This is a genomic window from Paractinoplanes bogorensis (genome assembly GCF_018829635.1).
GTDB lineage: Bacteria > Actinomycetota > Actinomycetes > Mycobacteriales > Micromonosporaceae > Actinoplanes > Actinoplanes bogorensis.
Window position 1 is genome coordinate 385,564 of sequence record NZ_JAHKKG010000010.1, and the last position, 15,279, is coordinate 400,842.

The 15,279-nt window shown below is 70.0% G+C and carries 14 protein-coding genes; 6 read left to right on the forward strand and 8 right to left on the reverse strand.

The window, feature by feature from the left end:
- Positions 1 to 23: 23 nt before the first annotated feature.
- The gene (gene hisD / locus KOI35_RS31930; protein ID WP_215792376.1) at positions 24 to 1,334 is read right to left on the reverse strand and encodes a histidinol dehydrogenase; all 1,311 of its coding nucleotides are present in this window, start codon (positions 1,332 to 1,334) and stop codon (positions 24 to 26) included.
- A 91-nt stretch (positions 1,335 to 1,425) separates the two neighbouring features.
- Here hisD and KOI35_RS31935 point away from each other — a divergent pair, with 91 nt between their 5' ends.
- Both KOI35_RS31935 and KOI35_RS31940 read left to right on the forward strand, forming a co-directional pair.
- Positions 1,426 to 2,325 carry a LysR family transcriptional regulator gene (locus tag KOI35_RS31935; protein WP_215792377.1) on the forward strand — a complete coding sequence of 300 codons (900 nt, stop codon included), beginning with the start codon at positions 1,426 to 1,428 and terminating at the stop codon, positions 2,323 to 2,325.
- Positions 2,326 to 2,457: 132 nt separating this feature from the next.
- Positions 2,458 to 4,800 carry an AbfB domain-containing protein gene (locus KOI35_RS31940; RefSeq protein ID WP_215792378.1) on the forward strand — a complete coding sequence of 781 codons (2,343 nt, stop codon included), beginning with the start codon at positions 2,458 to 2,460 and terminating at the stop codon, positions 4,798 to 4,800.
- Positions 4,801 to 4,909: 109 nt separating this feature from the next.
- On the opposite strand, the gene KOI35_RS31945 is transcribed toward KOI35_RS31940, so the two are convergent.
- On the reverse strand, positions 4,910 to 5,767 hold the full coding sequence (locus tag KOI35_RS31945) for a helix-turn-helix transcriptional regulator (RefSeq protein WP_215792379.1): 858 nt from the start codon (positions 5,765 to 5,767) through the stop codon (positions 4,910 to 4,912).
- Between the two features lie 86 nt (positions 5,768 to 5,853).
- Here KOI35_RS31945 and KOI35_RS31950 point away from each other — a divergent pair, with 86 nt between their 5' ends.
- Positions 5,854 to 6,675 carry an oxidoreductase gene (locus tag KOI35_RS31950; RefSeq protein ID WP_215792380.1) on the forward strand — a complete coding sequence of 274 codons (822 nt, stop codon included), beginning with the start codon at positions 5,854 to 5,856 and terminating at the stop codon, positions 6,673 to 6,675.
- A 103-nt stretch (positions 6,676 to 6,778) separates the two neighbouring features.
- Here KOI35_RS31950 and KOI35_RS31955 read toward each other — a convergent pair whose 3' ends face one another.
- On the reverse strand, positions 6,779 to 7,513 hold the full coding sequence (locus tag KOI35_RS31955) for a cellulose binding domain-containing protein (protein ID WP_308121238.1): 735 nt from the start codon (positions 7,511 to 7,513) through the stop codon (positions 6,779 to 6,781).
- A 196-nt stretch (positions 7,514 to 7,709) separates the two neighbouring features.
- Here KOI35_RS31955 and KOI35_RS31960 point away from each other — a divergent pair, with 196 nt between their 5' ends.
- A complete protein-coding gene (locus KOI35_RS31960) occupies positions 7,710 to 8,912 on the forward strand; it encodes a pectate lyase (RefSeq protein WP_215792381.1) in 1,203 nt (400 codons plus the stop codon).
- A gap of 74 nt (positions 8,913 to 8,986) precedes the next feature.
- Here KOI35_RS31960 and KOI35_RS31965 read toward each other — a convergent pair whose 3' ends face one another.
- Positions 8,987 to 9,469 carry a hypothetical protein gene (locus tag KOI35_RS31965; protein ID WP_215792382.1) on the reverse strand — a complete coding sequence of 161 codons (483 nt, stop codon included), beginning with the start codon at positions 9,467 to 9,469 and terminating at the stop codon, positions 8,987 to 8,989.
- Between the two features lie 11 nt (positions 9,470 to 9,480).
- Entirely contained in the window at positions 9,481 to 10,122 is a 642-nt protein-coding gene (locus tag KOI35_RS31970) for a GOLPH3/VPS74 family protein (RefSeq protein ID WP_215792383.1), read from the reverse strand.
- Between the two features lie 86 nt (positions 10,123 to 10,208).
- Here KOI35_RS31970 and KOI35_RS31975 point away from each other — a divergent pair, with 86 nt between their 5' ends.
- Positions 10,209 to 10,946 (forward strand): helix-turn-helix domain-containing protein, encoded by a 738-nt coding sequence (locus tag KOI35_RS31975; RefSeq protein WP_215792384.1) that lies wholly within the window; start codon positions 10,209 to 10,211, stop codon positions 10,944 to 10,946.
- 89 nt (positions 10,947 to 11,035) lie between these two features.
- Here KOI35_RS31975 and bla read toward each other — a convergent pair whose 3' ends face one another.
- Both bla and KOI35_RS31985 read right to left on the reverse strand, forming a co-directional pair.
- On the reverse strand, positions 11,036 to 11,929 hold the full coding sequence (gene bla, locus KOI35_RS31980; RefSeq protein ID WP_215792385.1) for a class A beta-lactamase: 894 nt from the start codon (positions 11,927 to 11,929) through the stop codon (positions 11,036 to 11,038).
- Positions 11,930 to 11,946: 17 nt separating this feature from the next.
- The gene (locus tag KOI35_RS31985; RefSeq protein WP_215792386.1) at positions 11,947 to 13,707 is read right to left on the reverse strand and encodes a carboxylesterase/lipase family protein; all 1,761 of its coding nucleotides are present in this window, start codon (positions 13,705 to 13,707) and stop codon (positions 11,947 to 11,949) included.
- A 77-nt stretch (positions 13,708 to 13,784) separates the two neighbouring features.
- On the opposite strand from KOI35_RS31985, the gene KOI35_RS31990 reads away from it, so the two are divergent.
- A complete protein-coding gene (locus KOI35_RS31990) occupies positions 13,785 to 14,408 on the forward strand; it encodes a GOLPH3/VPS74 family protein (RefSeq protein WP_215792387.1) in 624 nt (207 codons plus the stop codon).
- A gap of 171 nt (positions 14,409 to 14,579) precedes the next feature.
- Here KOI35_RS31990 and KOI35_RS31995 read toward each other — a convergent pair whose 3' ends face one another.
- On the reverse strand, positions 14,580 to 15,080 hold the full coding sequence (locus KOI35_RS31995; protein WP_215792388.1) for a hypothetical protein: 501 nt from the start codon (positions 15,078 to 15,080) through the stop codon (positions 14,580 to 14,582).
- Positions 15,081 to 15,279: the final 199 nt, after the last annotated feature.

Consider the following 15,279-nt stretch of genomic DNA (forward strand, 5'->3'; position numbering starts at 1 on the left):
GCTCCTTGTCCGAGAAAAGGGCGTCAGGCCCAGAGATCCATGCGGCGGGTGGCGGTCGCCCGGTGGGCCGCCATTCCCTCGTACGTCGACATCTCGTCGACGGCCACGGCCAGCTCGGGGGTCGCCGCCGTGGTGACCCGCTGGAACGTGAGCGGCTTGAGGAAGCGCGAGACGGACAGTCCGGCCGAGTGCCGGGCCCCGCCCGCGGTCGGCAGCACGTGGTTGGTGCCGGCCATGCCCTTGTCGGAGTAGGCGACGGTGCTGGCCTCGCCGAGGAAGACCGAGCCGTAGTTGGTCAGGTGGGCCAGGTACCAGTCGTCGTCGGCGGTCTGCACCTCGAGGTGCTCGGGGGCGTACTCGTCCATCAGCGCGACCGCGGTCTCCCGGTCCTGGGCCCAGACGACGCTGCCGTGGTCGCGCCAGGCCGGTCCGGCGATGTCGTTCGTGCTCAGCGTGGCCAGTTGCCGCTCGACCTCGTCGATCACCGCCCGGCCCAGCTCCTCCGACGTGGTGACCAGGGCCGAGGGCGAGTCGGGGCCGTGCTCGGCCTGACCGAGCAGATCGGCCGCGACCAGGTCGGCCCGGGCCGTCTCGTCGGCGATCACCGCGACCTCGGACGGCCCGGCCAGCAGGTCGATCGCGACGCGACCGAAGAGCTGGCGCTTGGCCTCGGCGACGTACGCGTTACCGGCGCCCACCAGCATGTCCACCGGCAGGTCACCGAGCAGTCCGAACGCCATGGCGGCCAGGGCCTGCACACCGCCGATGCAGAACAGCCGGTCGGCCCCGGTGACCTGGGCCGTGTAGACGACCGCCGGGCTGGGCCGGCCGTCGGGCTGCGGCGGCGTGCACCCGATTACCGTGCCGACGCCGGCCGCCTTGGCCACGTTGACCGTCATGAACGCGCTGGCCAGCAGCGGGAACCGGCCCGCGGGCAGATAGGCGCCGACCCGGGCGATCGGGATGTAGCGGTGCCCGACGGTCAGGCCCGGCACCAGCTCGGCCTCGAAGTCGACCAGCTTCTCGCGGGTCAGGGTGGCGAAGGCCCGGGTGCGCTCGGCGCCCAGATCGAGGGCGGCGCACAGCTTTTCGGGCAGTTCACCGGTCACCGGCTTCGACAGGTCGACCTCGACGTCGCCACCGGCCCAGTTGTCGAGCTTGCGGGCGTAGGACAGGACCGCGTCCATGCCGCCCTTCTCGATGGTCGAGAGCATCTCGCTGACGGTGGCGACGACCCTGGGGTCACGCTGGGCGGGCGGCCCGTCGACGCCGGGGGCCTTGAGCACCTTGTACGCGCCGTCGAGGTGCACGATGCGGGAGGGGATCAGCTGCATGGGCGAGACTTTGTCATACGTATGCAGACCCCGTAAACATTGTTTCTTCTTGTAGGAACCACAGGGTTTTCCTGTGGGTAGGGTGATTTGGGTGACACTGAATCAGTTACGCGCGTTTCTGGCCGCCGCCAGATCCGGATCTTTCACCGCGGCCGCCGAAGAGATGCGCATGAGCCAGGCCTCGGTGTCCGAGCTGGTGCGCCGGCTCGAGGAGGAATACCACCTCCCGCTGTTCACCCGCCAGCCCCGGCGCCTCGTGCTGACCACGGCCGGAGAGGCCCTCCTGTCGTACGCCGAACAGTCCGTCGCCGCCGCCGACAGCGCCGACGAAGCACTGCTGGCCCTGCGCTCGCTGGGCGGCGGTGTCGCCACCTTCGGCGTCCTGCGCAACGCCGACTACTACTTCCTGACCGACCTGGTGAAGGAGTTCCACCAGGCCTACCCCAAGGTGCACGTACGGCTGGTCGGCCAGAACTCGGTCGACGTGGCCGCGTCGGTCGCCGCCGGGCAGCTCGAGGCCGGCCTGGTGGTGCTGCCGATCGACGACGCCGGCCTTCGGGTACGCCCCCTGCTGCGCGACGAGGTGCTGTTCGCCAGCGCCGACCCGGAACGGCTGACCGATCCGATGACCACCCGGCGGCTGGCCGAGGCGCGGCTCATCCTCTACGACGCCCACTACGGCTGGCGCGACCCGACCCGTCGCCAGCTCGCCGAACGGGCCCAGCTGGAGGGCGTGAAGCTGGACGCCATGATCGAGGTCGAGCACGTCGAGGCCGCGCTGCGCCTGGTCGCCCGCGGCGTCGGCGACACCTTCATCTCCCGCGCCGTGGCCGAGAGCTCGGCCTTCCCCGACGGCGTCGGCACGGTCGCGTTCGCCGAGCCGCTCTACGACACGATCGCCCTGGTGCAGCGCGAATCGGCCGTCCTCTCCCCGGCGACGGCCGAGATCGCCCGGCTCGCCCAGGGCATGCTCCTGGCCCGCGCCCGCTGATCGATTGTGTTCGATTTCATTTAACCCATGTGGCTTTGGGTTTGACTATTGCTGCCCTGCGTTCATACATGTCAATCTATCGACTCTTGTAACCCACTGGTGACGCCGCGTTCACACGCTTTAGGAGGGCGCATGGCCCCCATCCCCCGTCCCCGATTCCTGGCGGTCCTGGCGGCCGCCCTCTGTGCCCTGTCCACCTCGGTCGTCGGCGCCACCCCCGCGCAGGCCGCCCCGATCAAGACCCCGCCGCTGACCACCCCGTGGACCAGCCAGGTCAACCCGGCCAATCCCCTGCCGGAGTACCCCCGCCCGCAGATGGTCCGCCCCGACTGGCAGAACCTGAACGGCGAATGGCAGCTGCGGCAGTCGGCCACCAACGACGCGCCGCAGTTCGGCGTCACCCTGCCCGAGCGCATCAACGTCCCGTACCCGGTGGAATCGGCCCTGTCCGGCGTCATGCGCCCGGCCAACGACAACCGGCACTACCTGTTCTACCGCCGCACCTTCACCGTCCCGGCCGGCTGGAACGGCCGCCGCATCCAGCTGCACTTCGGCGCGGTCGACTGGGAGAGCACCGTCTGGGTCAACGGCCAGCAGGTGGCCACCCACCGCGGCGGCTACGACCGATTCGAGGCCGACATCACGCCCGCCCTCAACGGCGGCACCAACGAACTCGTCGTGAAGGTCTGGGACCCGACCGACACCGAGCAGAACGGCATGGTGCAGGCGCTCGGCAAACAGACCACCACGCCGTCCGGCATCTTCTACACGCCGTCGTCCGGCATCTGGCAGACCGTGTGGATGGAACCGACCCCGACCAGCTCGATCTACAGCGTCGACTACTACCCCAACCTGGCCAACAACACTTTGCGCGTACGGGTCTTCACGCGCGGCAACGTCAGCGGCCACTCGGTGTTCGCCGAAGCCCTGAACGGCACCACGGTCGTCGGCACGGCCACCGGCGGTTTCACCGAGTTCACCGTGCCCGTGCCCAGCGCGCGCCGCTGGTCACCCAGCGACCCGTTCCTCTACAACCTGCGCGTGTCCCTGCGGAACGCCTCCGGGGCGACCGTCGACCAGACCACGCACTACTTCGGCATGCGCGAGGTCGGCACCGCCACCATCAACGGCGTCCGCCGGCCCACCCTCAACGGCCAGTTCGTCCCGCACATCGGCCCGCTCGACCAGGGCTTCTGGCCCGACGGGCTGTACACCGCGCCCACCGACGCCGCGCTCGCCTCCGACCTGCAGAAGATCAAGGACCTCGGCTTCAACATGGTCCGCAAGCACATCAAGGTCGAACCGGCCCGCTGGTACTACTGGGCCGACCGCCTCGGACTGCTGGTCTGGCAGGACATCCCGTCGATGACGGCCGACGGCAACATCAACGCCAACGCCGCCCAGCAGGCCCAGTGGGAGACCGAGGCGCGCGAGATCATCGACGAGCACCGCTTCTCCCCCGCCGTCGTGCTCTACACCCCGTACAACGAGGGCTGGGGCGAGACCAGCCTGGCCACCACGACCCGGGTCGGCAACGAGCTCAAGGCGTACGACCCGACCCGTTACATGAACGTGCACAGCGGCTACAACTGCTGCCAGTCCCTCGGCGACCCCGGCAACGGTGACCTGCTCGACCACCACCACTACACGGGTCCCGAGGCGCCCCGGGCCACCTCGACCCGCTGGTCGGCGCTGGGCGAATTCGGCGGCACCAGCCTGCAGACGCCCGGCAACCAGTACAGCCCGAACGGTCAGTTCGGCGCGTACGAGCAGGTCAGCTCGCAGACGGCGCTGACCGACCGCTACGTCCAGCTGGCCAACTCGGCCGCCCAGCTGATCCGCAACGGCACCCTGAGCGCCACGGTCTACACCGAGATCACCGATCTGGAGGGCGAGGTCAACGGCTTCTTCACGTACGACCGGCGCGTCACCAAGATGGACCTGAACCGGGTGCGGGCGGCCCACCAGGGCATGCTGGCCGCGGCCGGTCAGGCGCCGCTCCCCCGCGTGACCCTGCCGGTGAACGGCCGCATCTCGCTGCAGGCCCAGAACGTGACGAGCCGCTACATGCGTCACCAGAATTCCCTCGTACGCACGGATCCCGTCACCGGCTCCAGCGATGCCCTCACAAAGAACGACGCCACCTTCTGGGTACGCCCCGGCCTGGCCGACTCGTCGTGCTACTCGCTCGAGGCGGTCAACGTGCCCGGAAACTACCTGCGGCACAGCGATTCCCGCATCCGCATCGGTTCCGGCTCCGACGCCCTGTTCCGCGCCGACGCCACGTGGTGCGCCCGGCAGGGCCAGACCGGCTCCGGCGTATCCCTGGAGTCGTACAACTACGCCGGCTCCTACATGCGGCACTACAACGCGGAGGTCTGGCGTTCCCAGGGTTCCGGCGGCCCAGCCTGGAACACGCCAAGCCTGTTCCCGAACGACAGCGTCTGGAACGTCGTAGCCCCCTGGGCCCCGTGACCACCACCCGCCGGGCGCGCGCCAACGCGTCCGGCGGGTCCCCGCCCACGCCGCGCGCCCGGTCAACGCGTCCGCCACGCCCACTCACCGCTGACCCGCGCCACGCCGCTCACCACCCACCACCACCCCGCCGCGTTCGCTCACCGCTGACCATTTCCGTCGCAGCGAGTGTGCCCAGCAGAGTCAGGGCCTGCGCGTCGGCCGTGCCGGGCTCGGGCTGATAGACGACCAGCAGCTGACCCTCGGCACCCCGTACGTCGAAGGACTGCGACACCAACGCCATCGGCCCCACGTCGGGGTGGACGATCCGCGTCGGGTCCTGGCTCTTGCCGTAGACGGTCTGCGCCGACCACAACGCGGCGAAGCTCTCGCTCTGCTCGATCAGCGTGCCCACCACCTCGCGCAGCCGCGGATAGGCCGGGTCGAGACCCTCGGCGTGGCGCAGCCCGGCCACGATCGACTCGGCGAACCGATCCCACTCCGGGAAGAAACGCCGCGCCGCCGGGTCGAGGAACGTCATGCGGGCCAGGTTGTCCACCGCCCGGAACGGTGCGAACAGCGCCCCGGCCAGAGCGTTGAGCGCCATGAAGTCTTTGGCCGGATTGAGCACGAAGGCGGGCACGGTGCCGTAGCCGTCGAGCAGGTGACGCAGCGGCGCACTGATCGTCTCGCGCGGCGCCGGGCGCGTCGACGGCGTGGCCCCGGCCAGCCGGTAAAGATGCTCGCGGGCCGGATCGTCGAGGCGCAGGGCGACGCTGATCGCCTCGAGCACCTGCGCCGACGGGCTGCGCTCGCGCCCCTGCTCCAGCCGGGCGTAATAGTCGCTGTTCATACCGGCCAGCACCGCCACCTCCTCGCGCCGCAGTCCTTTCACCCGCCTTTTCCCGTACGAGGGCAGGCCTACCTCGCCGGGACTCAGCCGAGAGCGCCGAGCGCGGAGGAATTCGCCGAGACTGTTGCCGATCACGCTGCCCAGGCTAGGCCGCCACCGCGGAAACAGCCTGGGCATGACATGCCCTGGTTGCCGGCGAACGAGCGCCCCAGGATGGCCCCATGAACCTTCTCATCACGGGAGTCAGCACCGGCCTCGGCCGTGCCTTCGCCGTCGCCGCGATCGAGGCGGGCCACACGGTCGTGGGCACGGTTCGCAAAGATGCCGACGCTTTCGCCGCCCTCCACCCCGAGCGGGCCCACGCCCGCATCCTCGACGTCACCGACGACCGGGCCGTCTTCGCCACGGTGGCCGAGATCGAGCGGACCGTCGGGCCGATCGACGCGCTGATCGCCAACGCCGGCTACGGCCTCGAGGGCACGTTCGAAGAGACTCCGCTCGCTGCGATGCGCGCCCAGTTCGACGTCAACGTATTCGGCGCGGTCGCCACCATCCAGGCCGTCCTGCCCGCCATGCGCGCCCGCCGTCGCGGTCACATCCTCGCCGTCACCTCGATGGGCGGGCTGGCCGGTTTTCCCGGAGTCTCGGCCTACTGCGGCAGCAAGTTCGCGCTCGAGGGCATCCTCGAGTCGCTGGCCCAAGAGGTCGCCGCCTTCGGCATCCACGTCACCGCGGTAGCTCCGGGTTCGTTCCGCACCGACTGGGCCGGGCGCTCGATGGAGCGGGCCCCGCGCACCATCTCCGACTACGACGACCTGTTCGACCCCATCCGCACGGCTCGCCGAGAGGCCAGCGGCCGCCAACTCGGCGATCCCGCGCGGGCGGCCGCCGCCGTGCTGCGCGTGCTCGACCTGCCGCAGCCGCCCCGGCACCTGCTGCTCGGCTCGGACGCCCTGCGAATCGTCCGAGGCGGCCGCGAAGCCACCGAACGAGACATCGACACATGGGAAGAGCTGTCCCACTCCACCGACACGCGTCAGTGACCCATACTCACGTCAGCGTCCATGGCCGAACCACGTCCAAAGCCCGCACCCACACCAGCAAACCGCGTCCGAGACCGAGCCCCGACGGTGACTCGCGCTCGTGTCAGCGGGTGCAGGTCGGCGTGATGGCGCCGAGCGGGGCGCTGGTGTCGACGAGCAGGCCGAACGTGGTCGTGGCGCCGGGTGCCAGCGTCCCGTTCCACGAGGCGTTGGCGACCGTGACGCCGTCGGCACCGTTGGTGGTTACGCCGTTCCACAGTGATGTGATGCGCTCGTCGCCGGACCAGCGCCACGAGACCCGCCAGGTGCTGAGCGTGTCGGGGCCGATGTTGCGGACGGCGACGGTCGCCACGGCGCCGCCGGTCCATGCGCTGCTGACCGTCAGGGTGGCGGTGCAGGCGAGTGCCGTGGTGCGGGCGGAACCGACCACGTACGGGTCGCGCTTGCCGTCGGCGGTGAACCGGAACCAGTACTGGGTGTCCGGCGCCAGGTCGCCGATCGTGACCTGGCCGCTGCGCTCGGGGCCGGACACCGCCTCGGCCACCGGGTCGGTCCACTGGCGGGCGTTGTCGGCGCCGGCGAACAGGGTCACGGTGATCGGCGGGTTGTAACCGCAGGGCGGGCTCAGGAACAGGTAGTAGCTGATGGTCACGCTGTCCGTCGTCGCCCCGGAGGCCACCCCGCTGATCGGCAGCACCGGCGGGCAGGTCAACGGTGGCGTAGGTGCGGGCGTGACGGCCGGTGCGGGGGCAGCCGCCGCCGTTCCGCCGCTACCGCCGAAGATGACGGCGGCCAAGACCATGAGTGTTCCGCCGAGCACGGCGCTGAACCGGTGCACGTTGCCTCCCCTGTACGACCAACGGAACCTCACTTATATCGACTGTTGCCGATCAATCAAATGCCGTCCCAGTCGATGCAAATCCTGCAACTCCTTGTCTTGATATCGACGGGTGCCTATCGTCCGCAGGTAAGCGCTTTCCTGTCGTGGGGGTGGGCAGCGCGACACACTCCCTCCGAGGAAAGCGAGACAAGGGATGAAACGCTCAATCGCCCTACGGTGGTCGGCTGCCGCGGCCACCGCGGTCACGGCCGCCGCGATCATGATGACGCTGCCGGCCGCCCAGGCCCTCGCGGCCGACAACCTGAGCCTGAACGGCGGTGCCGACGGCTCCAGCAAGGCCAGTGGCACCAGCTACGGCAACGTCAAGGACGGCAACACCGGCACCTACTGGGCGCCGGCGAGCTCGACCGGCTACGTCTCGGTCAAGTGGAGCAGCGCCACCACCGTCTCGTCGGCCGTCATCCGGCAGGCCTCGGGCGGCGGCACGATCAGCGCCTGGCGTCTGCTCAACGCCGACAGCGGCGCCGTGCTGACCAGCGGCAGCGGTAGCCCGAGCACGATCTCGTTCGCCTCGACCTCGCTCAAGAAGCTCACCTTCGACATCACCAGCGCGTCCGGCGCCCCGCGCATCAGCGAGTTCGAGACGTACGGCAGCGGCGGCTCGACCCCGACCACCGGCCCGACGACACCGGCCCCGACCGGAGGAACCGGCGGCAGCACCCCGACCGGGGCCTGGCCGTCCTCGGCCGGATCGGTCAGCATCTCGGGCACGGTCAACGTCTCGGGCACCTTCGACGGTGGCATGAAGACGTACTGCTGCATCGGGGACGGTTCACAGAGCGAGTCCCAGGACCCAATGTTCAAGATCGCGAACGGCGGCACCCTGCAGAACGTCATCCTCGGCTCGCCGGCCGGCGACGGCGTGCACTGCGAGGGCACCTGCACCATCCGCAACGTGTGGTGGAACGACATCGGCGAGGACGCCGCCACCTTCAAGGGCACCGGCGGCGGCACCAGCTACGTGATCGGCGGCGGCGCCCGCTCCGGCAGCGACAAGACGTTCCAGCACAACGGCAACGGCACCGTCAGCATCTCGGGCTTCTATCTGAGCGGCGCGGGCAAGCTCTACCGCGGCTGCGGCAACTGCACCAACTCGTACACCCGCCACGTGAAGATCGACAACGTGCTGCTGAACGACATCGACATGGTCGCCGGCATCAACTCCAACTGGGGTGACACGGCCACCATCACCCGGGTCACCCTCAGCAACAGCTCGAGCGCTGTCGTCTGCGGCAAGTACCAGGGCGTCGCCAAGGGCAGCGAGCCCAAGTACCTGGGCGCGGGCTGGAACGACGCCAACTGCAAGGTAAGCCAGAGCGACATCACCTACCGCTAGTCCGCCGGTCGAGGGAGGGGCGACTCACGCCCCTCCCGCGACCGCGAGCGCGCTGATGATCGCGCTGGGCGCGGCTAAACGAGGCGCGGCTGGATCAGCTGACGGGTGCGCTGCATCCGGAGGCCGGCATTGGCCAGCGCCAGCAGGGCCATCACCACCGCCAGCGCCGCGAACGTCCAGCCCGGCCATTCGTAGAAATCGACGAGTTCGCCGGTCTCCTTGGCCGCGATCAGCAGACCGCCCAGGCCGACCAGCCACCATCCGGCGGCCTTGTTCATGAAGGCGAGCATCTGCCGGGTCTGCTCCGGGGTCAGATGCGACAGCAGCAACTCGCGCTGGGCCGCCTCCCGCCGCCGGTGCTTGAGATAGAGCACCGGCGGGAACAGCCACCACCAGGCCGAGACCGGCGCGACCGTGTCCCGCAGGCCGGCCGACACGCGCTCGATCCCGGCCCGCATCAGCTCCTGCTCGCCCAGCTCGAGCGCGGCCTGATAGACCGGACCGGCGACCAGCAGCCAGGCACCGAAGAAGCCACACCAGACGATGAATGCGTCCACGGCCCGAGAGCCTACTGCGGGGGTATCGCCACGACGGTGGCCGTGATCGTGCGGGTCACCGCCTCGGCGACGGCCGCGGCACTCCAGTTGCCCTGCTTCAGCTCCTCGGCCCGGGTGACGACGGCCGACGTCCACGGGATCTCCGGGTCGAACTGGGGCAGCGTGCCACTTGCGTACAGCAGCGCGGCCAGCGCGGCGATCCGTGGCGCCGGCTCGGCTCCGTCGACCAGGACACCCCGTACGGCACCCAGCAGCCCGGCCCGCCGCCCGGTGCCGCCGTCACTCAGGCTGGTCGTGGTGAACACACCGAGCGCCTTGCGGGACGTCCGCCGGATGTGGCCGTTCTCGACGAGCCGGTCGAGCAGCGGACCGCGCAAGGGCGGCCCGACCGCGGCCAGCACGGTCTGCACCCCACGCGGTTTCCCGGCGACGTAGTCCCACGCCGAACGCAGGATGTCGTCCGCCGGCGGCCGGCCCTCGACCGCCGCCACCTTGGCCGAGCCGGAAGGTGTGCGCACCTGTTCGTTCAATGCGAGGTCGGCCAGGACCGCGCCGCCGAGCACGTAGAAGAGCGTGTTCTCGCCGGCGATGGTGCCCGAGTCCGGCTGGAACAGCAGGAGCAGCAGGTCCTCGGCGAGCGTCGGTTCAGTCATGGGCACTCCTCGGTATCGAGCACGCACGTGCGTGCTAATTTAGTTCTGTACCGGGCGGGACCGAACTTCGAGCGGTGGGATGGCGCGTGGCCTGGAGCACTCGCGAACTCGCGGAACTCACCGGCACCACGGTGAATACGATCCGCCACTATCACCGGCTGGGCCTGCTGCCCGAGCCCGAGCGGCGGTACAACGGCTACAAGCTCTACGGCGTTCCCGACCTGGTCCGCCTGCTGCGCATCCGCCGGCTGGCCGAGCTGGGGGTGCCGCTGGCCGAGATCGCCGCGGCCGGCCCCGAGGGCACCCTTCCGCCCGAGGCGCTGCGCCGGGTCGACACCGAACTGGCGGCCGACATCGCCCGTCTGGCCCAGGCCCGCGAAGACATCGCCGCCATTCTGCGCGACGACGCCCCGGCCGACATCCCGCCCGGTTTCGAGGCGGTCGCCGCGCGCCTGTCGCCGGCCGACCGGTCGCTGATCAGCATCTACCGGCACCTCTACGACGACCAGGCGATGGCCGACGTGCGGCGGATGGTCGAGGAGGACACCAACCCGGTCAGCGACGATTTCGACGCGCTGCCCGCCGACGCCGACGAGGCGACCCGCCACAACCTGGCCGAGAAACTGGCGCCGGTGATCGCGCAGCACCTGATCGACTACCCGTGGCTGCGGGCGCCGGGCCCGCGTCTGTCCAAGAGCGAGTCGGTCGTACGGCAGACGTTTCTCGACGCCATCGGCGACCTCTACAACCCGGCCCAGCGTGACGTGCTCGCCCAGGCCAGCATCCTGGCCCACGAGCAGGTCGCGCGCGATCACGACGCCTGAACGGCGACGAAAGACGAACTGGGCACGATTCGGGACTCCTTCCGCCGCTTCGGTTCCCTCTGATCCGACACCGTGTTCCGGGCACAGGGTCAAGCGATCGCCGACACCACAGCCTTGGTAGCCGCGGCGATCAGCGCGTCGTCCCCCGTCCCGCCGTCGGTCTGGACGGCGATGACCAGGGGCCCACCGGTAGGAGGCCACACGACCGCGATGTCGTTGCGGGTCCCGTGCCCGCCGCTACCCGTCTTGTCGCCGACCTTCCAGCCCGTCGGCACCCCGGCCCGGATCAGCGCGTCCCCAGTGGTGTTGCCGACCAGCAGCTCGGTCAGCTTGTCGCGCCGATCCGGCGGCAGCACGTCACCGAGCACCATCCGTCGCAGGTCTTCGGCGAGCGCCCGCGGAGTGCTCGTATCCCGCTTGTCGCCCGGCGTGGCCTCGTTCAGTGTCGGCTCGGAGCGGCTGACGATCGTGGTCTTGTCGCCGATCGCCCGCAGTTCGCGTTGCAGGCCCGCCGGTCCGCCGATCTGCTCGAGCAGCAGGTTGGCCGCGGTGTTGTCGCTGTATTGCACGGCCGCCGCGATCAAGGCGTCAATCGTCATCCCGGTGCTCACGTGCTTGGCCGTGATCGGAGCCCATTCGAGCAAATCCGTTTTCCCGTACGCGATGACGCGCCGACGATCGTCATCACTCATTCGCCGCAGCAGCACACCGGCCAGCAGCGCCTTGAACGTCGAGGCGTGCGCGAACCGTTCGTCGGCGCGGTACGACATCGTCCGTCCGCTAGCGGTGTCGATCGCGTGCACGCCCACCCGCGCCCCGAACTGTTTCTCCAGCCCGCTCAACGGAAGAGCGGGCGCTGGGGACGACACGGGGGCGGGCGGCGCGGACGACGACGGCGGGGCGGGCGGCGCGGCGTCGCTGTCGGCGCCGCTGCAACCACTCAGGACCGCGACAGCGAGGACGAGCCGGGCAAATCGCATCATGCCCCGATTGAACACGGTCACGCGATCGGCCCCTCGTACGCCATCCAGAAGTCGACGGCACTCGCCCGCGGACGCGGTCTGACCGCGGTGTCGTCACCGAACTCCATCACCCGGTCAGGCGCCCGTTCCACCGTGGGCCACGCGGGCAGTCCGGCCCCGTTCGGGTCTCCCCCACGCACGAAGTTGATCCAGTACGCACTCATCGTGTCCCGCAGCCGAAAATCCACCGGCCCGTAGTCAGCCCTCCCGTCGCGCCCCAGGTTGTCGTAGGCGTACATCACCTCGGCGCCGTGATAGGCCCCGAACTTCGCCAGCCCGTCCTCCGGCGGCACCCGCGTGAAGAAGTAGAGATAGGCCGGCGCCCGTCCGGTCTCGGACTGCAGCCGGGCCCAGCGATGCATGGCCCGCGTCATGACCCGGTCGGTGTCGGCGCGCAGCCGCGACTCGAGCACCTGCTCCTCCGTACGCCCCGGGTACAGGCCCAGGAAATCCCGCCCGTACTTCTCCCGCACCTCTTTCCCGTACGTGCCGACGTCGGTGTCCGGCGGACTGGCCAGCGCGAGCGAGGCCTCGTCGGCGTTGCTACCGACCAGAATCGGAACGTCGAGTTGTTCACCCGCCGCGTAGATCTCGGCCGGCGGCCGGGGCAGCACATACCCGTCGACCGAGGGACGCCAATGCGACTTGAGCTCGTCGGCCGCCTCCCGGACCCGGTCGGCCGGCATCATGCGCATCTCGTCGATCGTCGCCCCACCGAGCCGCTCGGAAAGCTGACGCCCCGCGTGCTCGGCCACCGCCCGGGTGTCGCCCTGGTCGCCCCGCCCGGTGTCGCCGGTGGTGCCCATGCAGGCGCCGCTCCCACCGATGATGCCGTGCACGAGTCCCCGGGCCAGCGGCGTCGCCCCCAGCGCACAGACGCTCTCGCCACCGGCCGACTCCCCCGCGATCGTCACCCGCCCCGGATCGCCCCCGAACGCCGTGATGTTGTCCCGGATCCACCGCAGCGCGGCCACCTGGTCCAGAAGCCCGAAGTTGCTCTCCCCTGCGGCGAGCTCAGGATGGGCGAGAAAGCCGAACACCCCCAGCCGATAGTTCAGCGTCACGGTGATGATGTCGCCGCGCGCCGCGAGGGCCTCACCGTCGTACAGGGGCAGCGCCCCCGAGCCGGTAGCGAACCCACCACCCGGGATGTAGACAAGCACCGGCCGTTTCGCGGTGGCGGTGGTAGGCCGCCAGACGTTGAGGGTCAGGCTGTCCTCGCTCACCGGATAGGGGTTGAGCAACGTGTCCTCCAGCGGAACCTCAACGATCCGGCTCAGCGCACGGCTCCGAAACGTGGAGGTGGCCTGCACGGGAACCGCCGAAAACCGTTCCGCCGCAAAGACTTCGGAACGTCGCGGGGCAGGCTGCGGCGCACGCCAGCGCCATTCGCCGACCGGGGCCTGCGCGTAGGGAAGACCCGCAAACACTTCCACCGTACGGTCGTCGTTCGTGACACCGGTGACAGGCCCTTCGCGGGTAATGACCTCCGCAGTCGGCCGCCGGTCTTCACCTCCAGCCACCCGGGTCTGCGGCGGCGGATGGGCCACAATCGCCGTGCCACATACCAGAATCGCAGCCGCCAACCACGCACTTCTCCGCGGCGGGCCGGCCGGCCGCCGCGCGATCAGGCCGAGCGCGACCAGCAGTCCCACGACGAGAACCCAGCCCCACCACGGGCTGCGGTTGAGCCAGAGCAGACCGAATCCGAGCAGGGCGATCGGGATGAGCGGAAGCATCGGCCGAGTCGACAACGTGTTCCCACCACAGAGTCAAGGCTGGACTGTGTTCCGACCACCGGGTGTCCACTGGGCGCATGTCCCTGCCCGAGTCGCTCTTCCTGCTCAGTCTCCGCCCGGACAAGGGCCGCCTCGACGACGACAGCGCCGCCGTCCGCGGTTCCCTGCTGCGCTCGGCGGCGCTGGCCGAGCTGCGCCTGCGCGGCCTGCTGCGCGACCACGACGGTCACCCCGAGCGCACCGACGCAGCACCGGCCCAGCCGCTGGAGCCGTTCCTGACCGAGGTACTCGACGACGTCCGTCCCGATCGCCGCCACGGCTGGTTCGAGCTGGTGCACAACAGATCAGACAAGGCCGAGGCCACCGTACGGGACCAGCTCGCCGCCAACCGCACCATCATCGTCGAGACGCACCGCGTGCTGGGCCTGCTCCCCACACAGCGCCTCACCCTGACCGATCCCACTCCCGTCGAGGCCCTGCGCGACCGGGTCCGCCGCGCACTGCACCAGGACGCCCCGATCGAGGACGCGCTGCTGGCCGTCCTGGCCGCAGACGGCAACGTGAGCACCGTCTACCGCTGGCGCGATCTGCGGGGTCAGTCGTCCGCACTACGGGCCCTACGCCAGCGAATCGACCGCGAACTGACCGGCTTGCGCCCGGCCACCGAGGCCGCGATAGCCGTGCAGCGCTCACCCGCGTAATCCGCAGTGGCGATCCGTGGCCGACGAAAGCCACGGTCGCATCTCCGGTTCTCGCTCGGCGACGTGGCGCGTGCGGCCGCTGCCGGTGAAGAAGCGGATCAGGAGTGGCCGTACTGCCCGCGGTGGAACGCGTCGCAGCGACCCATCGCGGTCAAAGGGTGAGTCTGCCTGTCACAAGAGTTCGAACCGGCCGTGTTCGATCGTGACTGCCACGCCGGTTGCGGCGGTCAGCGCCTGCGCCAGCGCAGCGTCCGCGTCGGCGATGCCCTCGGCCGGCGGACGAAGGTGTTCGCCGATGACGGTGACGCCGTCGAAGTCGATGTCCAGGTCGGCGATCGCACTGACCTGGAAGTTGTGGAACACGCCGGTGCCCGAGGCGATGGTGGTGAGCAGGGTGGCGGCGCGCTCGAGTTCGGCCCGGCTGTGCCGGCGTTGCTGGACGGAGACGGGGATGTTCCGGCGGCGGGCCTCGTCGACGATCTGCTGCTGGACGGGGTCGGGCGGTCCGTACCACACCAGAACGGTGGACCCGGCCTGCGCGTCGTTGATCGAGGTGACGTAGCCGCTGTCCTCGATGCCGGGCTGGGCGAGAACCCATTCCCGCAGGTCGCTCAGCAGATGCTGGCGGCGCCAGAGAGCCTCTTCCTCAGTCGTCCATTGCTCGGGTGTCATGAGGGCCTCGCTCTGCCTCGCATTGTCTCGCCCTCCGATCGTCGCGGACAGGCCATCGGGCCAGAGTAGGTGTCCGACCGAGCGTTACTCGCTCGTTGTGGCTTCGGTTACGCCGACGGCGGTTGCCTGCGGAGCCGCGGCTGGAGATCGAGGGCTCGGCCGGCGAGTCAGCGCTCGGCCGTGACCGCGTAGGAGACGG